A 6,171-nucleotide genomic window follows, 5' to 3' on the forward strand; every position below is an offset into this window, starting at 1 on the left:
GTGACGACCGCCGGCAGGTTGCGTCCCCCGCCGCCGACGAACACCGCGTCCGGGTCCTCGTCCAGCCCGGACAGCACTCCGGGCGCCGCCCCGTGCACCACCCGCACGTCGACCCCGTGCGCGACGGCGTTGGCACGGATCCGCGCCACCCCGTCCGGTGTCCTCTCGACGGCGGTGACGGCGGCCCCCAGCCGGGCGCACTCCACGGCCACCGACCCCGATCCCGCGCCGACGTCCCACACCAGCTCACCGGGGCGCGGTCCGAGCCGGGCCAGGGCCAGGGCCCGCACCTCGAACTTGGTGATCATGGAGTCGCGGTGGTCGAACGCCGACTCGTCCAGCGCCCAGCCGGCCGGCCGCCCGATCCCGCCCGCGACGGTCCGTACGGGCCCGAGGACCCGTGCCTCGTCCAGGCACAGCACCACGTTCACCGCCGTACCCCAGTCCCGCCCGGCGGCCGCGGCGGGCGTCACCCGCTCCACCCGCTCCTCGGCGGACCCCAGCGCGGACGCGACGACCAGCACACGCGCGGTGTCCCGCAGCGCCGCCCCCAGTTCGGCCGGACCCGCCCCGGGACCCGTCAGCACGGCCACCTTCGGATACGCCCGGCACAGGTTCACCGCCGTACGCGCGTCCCGCCCGTGCGCGCTCACCACCACGGCGTCGTCCCACGCCACCCCGACGCGCGCGAACGCGGCGGCCACCGACGGGACACCGGGCCGCACATCGAGCCGCTCCGGCCCGAACCGCTCGGCCAGCGCCCGCACGATCCCGAAGAACCCGGGATCCCCGGACGCCAGCACCACCACCGGCCGCTCCTCGGCCACGTACGTCCCGATGGTGTCGAGCGCGGGCGCCAGCGGCCCGAGCACGATCCGCTCGGCCCCCTCCGGCAGCCGTACGGCGTCCAGATGCCGCCGCCCGCCCACGACCAGCTCCGCCCCCGCCGTCACCCGGGCGTCGACCGCCGCCCCGGCCCCGGCCCCGGTCCCTGCCCCGGCCCCGGCCCCGGCCCCTGTCCCTGTCCCTGTCCCTGTCCCGACGACGGTGATCATGTGCTCGCGCCCCGCGAACGCAGCGCACGGCGCGCCTGCGGATCGGCCTTGCGGAAGCCGTGGAAGTGACCGGGGTGGTAGAGGTGCGACCGTGTGCCGTGCGCGTCGAGCGCCGGACCGACCAGGAACAGCGTGTGCTTCCACAGCCGGTGTTCCTTGACCGTCTCCTCCAGCGTGCTGATCGTGCACTTCACGATCAGCTCCTCCGGCCAGGTCGCCTGGTACGCGACGACGACCGGCGTGGACGTCGGATAGCCGCCCTCCAGCAGTTCCCGCACCAGCTGCCCGCTGCGGGCGGCCGACAGGAAGACCGCCATGGTGGTGCCGTGCCGCGCGAACTCGCGGACCTCCTCGCCCGGAGGCATCGGTGTCTTGCCCCCGCCGAGCCGGGTCAGCACGACGGACTGCGCCACCTCGGGAATGGTCAGCTCCCGCCCCGCCAGCGCCGCGACGGCCGAGAACGACGACACACCGGGCACGATCTCCGTCGCGACACCGAGCTCCGCGCACCGGTCGACCTGCTCCTGCGTCCCGCCCCACAGCGCCGGGTCACCGGAATGGATCCGGGCGACCCGCAGCCCCTCCGCGCGGGCCCGCCCGTAGACGGCCACCACGTCCTCCAGGGACATCGTCGCCGAATCGAGGATCTCCGCGCCCTCACGGGCGTGCCGAAGCACTTCCTCCTGCACCAGGCTGGCGGCCCAGATCACCACGTCGGCCTCGGCGATGGCCCGCGCGGCACGGAATGTCAGCAGATCGGCGGCGCCGGGGCCGGCCCCGACGAAGGTCACCTTGCCGGTGGTGGCGTCGGCCATGGGATGTGGTCCTCTCCTGCGGGTCACGGGATCAAGAAGTGGGCGGTGGGCGGCTGTCACGTGTGCGCGACCGGCCGCCGATCGGATACGAAGAACCCATGGCGGTCCTCGTCGCGCTCGGCGCGTTCCTGATGACGCTGGCCGGCGGCTGGTCGGCACACCGCGTGACCGACCGCCGCCACCTGGTGCTGGGCCTGGCCGGCGGGCTGATGCTGGGCGTCGTCGGCCTGGAACTCCTTCCGGAGTCCCTGAAAGCGGCCGGCACCGAGATCTACGGGGTATCGGCGGCCCTGCTGCTCTTCGTCGGCGGTTTCCTGCTCGCCCATCTGGTGGAACGCCTGCTGGCCCACCGGCAGGCCGCACACGGCGCCGGGGAGAGCAACGGCCGAACCCCCGAGGTGGGCCTCACCGCCGCCGCCGCGATGGTCGGCCACAGTGCCATGGACGGCGTGGCGATCGGCGCGGCCTTCCAGGTCGGCGGCGGCATGGGCGCCGCCGTCGCGGTGGCCGTGATCGCCCACGACTTCGCGGACGGCTTCAACACGTACACCCTCACGCGCGTCTACGGGAACGCCCGCCGCCGCGCGCTGGCGATGCTGTTCGCGGACGCGGCGGCACCGGTCGCCGGCGCGGCGTCCACGCTGTTCTTCACCATCCCGGAACCGCTGCTCGGCGGCTACCTCGGCCTGTTCGGCGGCGCCCTGCTCTACCTCGCGGCGGCCGAGATCCTGCCCGAGGCCCACCACGAGCACCCGGCCCGTTCCACCCTGCTGTGCACGGTCGCGGGCGTGCTGTTCATCTGGCTGGTGGTGGGCGCCGCGCACTGAGCACGGACCGGACCGGCTCACAGCTTGCCGCCCCGCCCGCCGTCACGCCGCGGCGGCGCGATGAGCGTCGACAGATACGGCAGCGGCGCCCCGTCGAGCTCGGCGGCCGGCCGGACCGACTCCTCCGGCAGCCCGAGCGCCGACCCCCACACCGCGTCACCGATCCGCCCGGTCTCCCGCAGCGCCTCGGCGACCTCACCCGCCTGCCGCCCGAACTTGTACGCGACGACGGTCCCCGGCCCGGCCAGGGCGTCCTTGAGCACGGCGGCCCCCGCGGTCACCGGAACCAGCGTGAGCGGCTCGGTCCCCTCGGTCAGCACGGCCCCGGAACGCGCCGCGAGCTCCTGCATGGCGGTGATCCCCGGAACGGTCTCGACCACGGTGTCCGGCACCAGCGCCACGAGGGTCTGGGCGAGATACGTGAACGTCGAGTACACGTTGGGGTCCCCGATGGTCGCGAAGGCGACGGCCCCGTGCTCCCGCAGCAGCCCGGCGAGCCGCTCACCGGCGGCGTCCCAGGCCGCCTCGCGCCGTGCACGGTCGGTCCGCTCGTTCAGCGCGAACACCACCCGGACGACCTTCCCGGCGGGCACGTAGTGCAGCACGGTCGCCTCGGCCCGCCCGCGTTCACCACCGTCCATCACGGGTACGACGACGACGTCCGCGGCCCGCAGCGCGTTGACCCCCTTCACGGTCACCAGCTCCGGATCCCCGGGCCCGACGCCCACCCCGATCAGCCTGCTCATGACGTGCGGCACCTCTCCACGAACCGACGTGCGGCACCGGGCTCGGACGCCCAGTGCGTGTGCAGATAGCTCGCGTGCACACCGCGCTCCACGAATCCCTCGACACGCCGCTCGGGCGCCCTCATCCCCCAGGCGGGAGCGTCCCCGGCCACCGGCTCGACCACGGTCCGGTGGAACTCGTGCCCGCGCATCCGCGTCCCCGCGGCGGCCAGCGCGCTGTCGCTCACGGCCACGGCGTCCCGGTATCCCAGCGTCAACCGCTCCGACATCCGAGCGGAGGCGTCCAGCACCCCGCACATCGGCAGCCCGTCCAGCTCCCGGCACAGATACAGCAGCCCGGCGCACTCGGCGGCGACAGGAGCCCCGGCGAGGGCCAGTTCGGAGACGGCCTTCCGCAGCGACTCGTTGGCGGACAACTCGGAGGCGTACACCTCGGGAAACCCGCCACCGACGACCAGCCCGGCCGTCCCTTCGGGCAACTCCTCGTCCCGCAAGGGATCGAAGGTGACGACCTCGGCCCCGGCGGCGGCAAGCAACTCGGCATGCTCGGCGTACGAGAACGTGAAAGCAGCCCCACCCGCAAGGGCGACCCTCACAGCCGGCCCTGGTTCTCCCAGCCCGTCCGGCGTTTGAGGACAGGGCCCGTCGAGGGCCGTACAGGGGTCCGGGGGCAGCGCCCCCGAGGACGATGGGGGTCCCCCCGCTCGAGCGAAGCCGAGAGTGGGGGAGGGAAGGGGCGGCGGGGGCGAGGAAGCCAGAGCCGCGCCCGCGTCCCACCCCGCACCCGCCAGGGACCCCGCACTCCGCGCCAGCGCGACCAGCGCCGGCAGATCACACCCGTCAGCCACCTGCGCACCCATCGCCGAGACGGCCCCGACAGCGGCGGCCCCCCGCTCGGCCACAGGCACCAGCCCCAAGTGCCGCGACGGCACGTCGACCTGCCGAGCCCGCCGCAAGGCACCGAGCACCGGCACCCCCACGGACTCCAACGCCTCCCGCAACAACCCCTCGTGCCGCTCCGAGGCGACCTTGTTCAGGATCACGCCCCCGATCCGCACCTCCGGATCCCAGCTCACGAACCCGTGCACCAGCGCCGCCACCGACCGCGACTGCGACGACGCGTCCACGACCAGCACGACCGGCGCCCGCAACACCTTGGCGACCTGCGCGGTCGAGGCCAGCTCCCCTTCCCCCGCGGCCCCGTCGTACAGCCCCATGACCCCCTCGACGACGGCGATGTCACACCCCCGCGCGCCGTGCGCGAACAGCGGAGCCACCAGCTCCGGACCGCACAGATACGCGTCGAGGTTCCGCCCCACCCGCCCGGTGGCCAGCGAGTGGTACCCGGGGTCGATGTAGTCCGGCCCCACCTTGTGCGGAGACACGGCGAACCCCCGCGCGGACAGCGCGGCCATCAACCCGGTGGCGACGGTGGTCTTGCCGCTGCCCGACGCGGGCGCGGTGATCACCAGCCGAGGGACGGAGTTCACCACTCGATGCCCCTCTGCCCCTTCTGCCCCACGTCCATGGGGTGCCTCACCTTGGACATGTCGGTCACGAGGTCGGCGACCCCGACCAGCTTCTCCGGCGCGTTCCGTCCCGTGATCACCACATGCTGCGTTCCCGGCCGCTCCCGCAGCACGGACACCACCTCGTCGGTGTCCACCCACCCCCAGTGCATCGGGTAGGCGAACTCGTCGAGCACGTACAGCCGGTACGTCTCGGCGGCGAGGTCCCGCTTGACCTGCTCCCAGCCCTCGCGGGCCTTCTCCTCGTTGCTGAGGTCGTCCCCCCGAGGATCGCGCTGGATCCACGACCAGCCCTCGCCCATCTTGTGCCAGTCGACGGAGCCGCCCTCGCCGGACGCACCGAGCACCCGCAGCGCGTTCTCCTCGCCGACCTTCCACTTCGCCGACTTGACGAACTGGAACACCCCGATCGGCCACCCCTGGTTCCAGGCCCGCAGCGCCAGTCCGAACGCGGCGGTCGACTTGCCCTTCCCGATACCCGTGTGCACGACGACCAGCGGCCGGTTGCGCCGCTGCCGGGTCGTCAGCCCGTCGTCGGGTACGACACTCGGCTGCCCCTTCGGCATTACGCGGCCCTCCTCGAAGTTCCCTGTACGTCCCTGACCAGCCCGGCGATCGAGTCGGCCCGCAGCTCGTCCAGCGTCACGGCACTGCCGCCCAGCTCACCGGCCAGCCGCCCGGCGAGCCCCAGCCGCACCGGCCCGGACTCGCAGTCCACGACCACCGACGCGATCCCCTCGGCCGCGAACAGCCCCGCGGCACGCGAGGCCAGTGCGACCGGCTCCGGACCACCGGTCGCCCGCCCGTCCGTCACCACGACGACCAGCGGCCGCCGCGAGGGGTCCCGCAACCGCTCCACCCGCAGCACGTCGTGCGCCTTGAGCAACCCCGCCGCCAGCGGGGTCCGCCCACCGGTCGGCAGCGATTCCAGCCGGGCCGCCGCGGCGTCCACCGACGACGTGGGCGGCAGCGCCACGTCGGCCGCCGACCCCCGGAAGGTCACCAGCCCCACCTTGTCCCGCCGCTGGTAGGCGTCGAGCAGCAGCGACACCACGGCGCCCTTCACGGCGCCCATCCGCTGCCGCGCGGCCATGGAACCGGAGGCGTCGACGACGAACAGCACGAGATTGGACTCGCGTCCCTCGCGCGTCGCCTGCCGCAGATCGTCCCGCCGCAGCACCAGTCCCGGCCCGGACCGC

7 protein-coding genes are annotated in these 6,171 nt (G+C 74.0%); 1 reads left to right on the plus strand and 6 read right to left on the minus strand.

Annotated features, from left to right (window positions below; genetic code table 11):
- Together cbiE and cobM are read right to left on the minus strand one after the other, a co-directional pair.
- A partial coding sequence (cbiE, locus tag B9S61_RS22880; protein WP_103543953.1) for a precorrin-6y C5,15-methyltransferase (decarboxylating) subunit CbiE occupies positions 1–1,055 on the minus strand: 1,055 nt, incomplete at its 3' end.
- Positions 1,052–1,870: a precorrin-4 C(11)-methyltransferase gene (gene cobM, locus B9S61_RS22885; protein WP_103543949.1), complete on the minus strand. Its 819-nt coding sequence runs from the start codon at positions 1,868–1,870 to the stop codon at positions 1,052–1,054. The genes cbiE and cobM, both read right to left, overlap by 4 nt.
- 98 nt (positions 1,871–1,968) lie before the next feature.
- Between cobM and B9S61_RS22890 the strand changes: the two genes are divergently transcribed.
- Positions 1,969–2,697, plus strand: a complete 729-nt coding sequence (locus tag B9S61_RS22890) for a ZIP family metal transporter (RefSeq protein ID WP_103543954.1) — start codon at positions 1,969–1,971, stop codon at positions 2,695–2,697.
- Positions 2,698–2,714: 17 nt separating this feature from the next.
- Here the strand turns inward: B9S61_RS22890 and cobI are convergent, their stop codons facing one another.
- The 4 genes from cobI to B9S61_RS22910 form a co-directional block, all read right to left on the minus strand.
- Entirely contained in the window at positions 2,715–3,455 is a 741-nt protein-coding gene (gene cobI, locus B9S61_RS22895) for a precorrin-2 C(20)-methyltransferase (protein ID WP_103543950.1), read from the minus strand.
- Positions 3,440–4,936, minus strand: a complete 1,497-nt coding sequence (locus B9S61_RS22900) for a cobyrinate a,c-diamide synthase (RefSeq protein ID WP_103543951.1) — start codon at positions 4,934–4,936, stop codon at positions 3,440–3,442. The genes cobI and B9S61_RS22900 overlap by 16 nt, the downstream gene beginning before the upstream one ends.
- Entirely contained in the window at positions 4,930–5,538 is a 609-nt protein-coding gene (cobO, locus tag B9S61_RS22905) for a cob(I)yrinic acid a,c-diamide adenosyltransferase (RefSeq protein ID WP_103543952.1), read from the minus strand. The genes B9S61_RS22900 and cobO overlap by 7 nt, the downstream gene beginning before the upstream one ends.
- A partial coding sequence (locus B9S61_RS22910; protein ID WP_146064922.1) for a VWA domain-containing protein occupies positions 5,538–6,171 on the minus strand: 634 nt, incomplete at its 5' end. The genes B9S61_RS22910 and cobO, both read right to left, overlap by 1 nt.

The organism is Streptomyces sp. SM1 (genome assembly GCF_002910825.1).
Classification (GTDB): Bacteria; Actinomycetota; Actinomycetes; order Streptomycetales; family Streptomycetaceae; genus Streptomyces; species Streptomyces okerensis.

Coding starts and splice junctions, on each gene's coding strand:
- cobM (WP_103543949.1), bottom strand. CDS start 1,870: ATGGCCGACGCCACCACCGGCAAGGTGACCTTCGTCGGGGCCGGCCCC.
- B9S61_RS22890 (WP_103543954.1), top strand. CDS start 1,969: ATGGCGGTCCTCGTCGCGCTCGGCGCGTTCCTGATGACGCTGGCCGGC.
- cobO (WP_103543952.1), bottom strand. CDS start 5,538: ATGCCGAAGGGGCAGCCGAGTGTCGTACCCGACGACGGGCTGACGACC.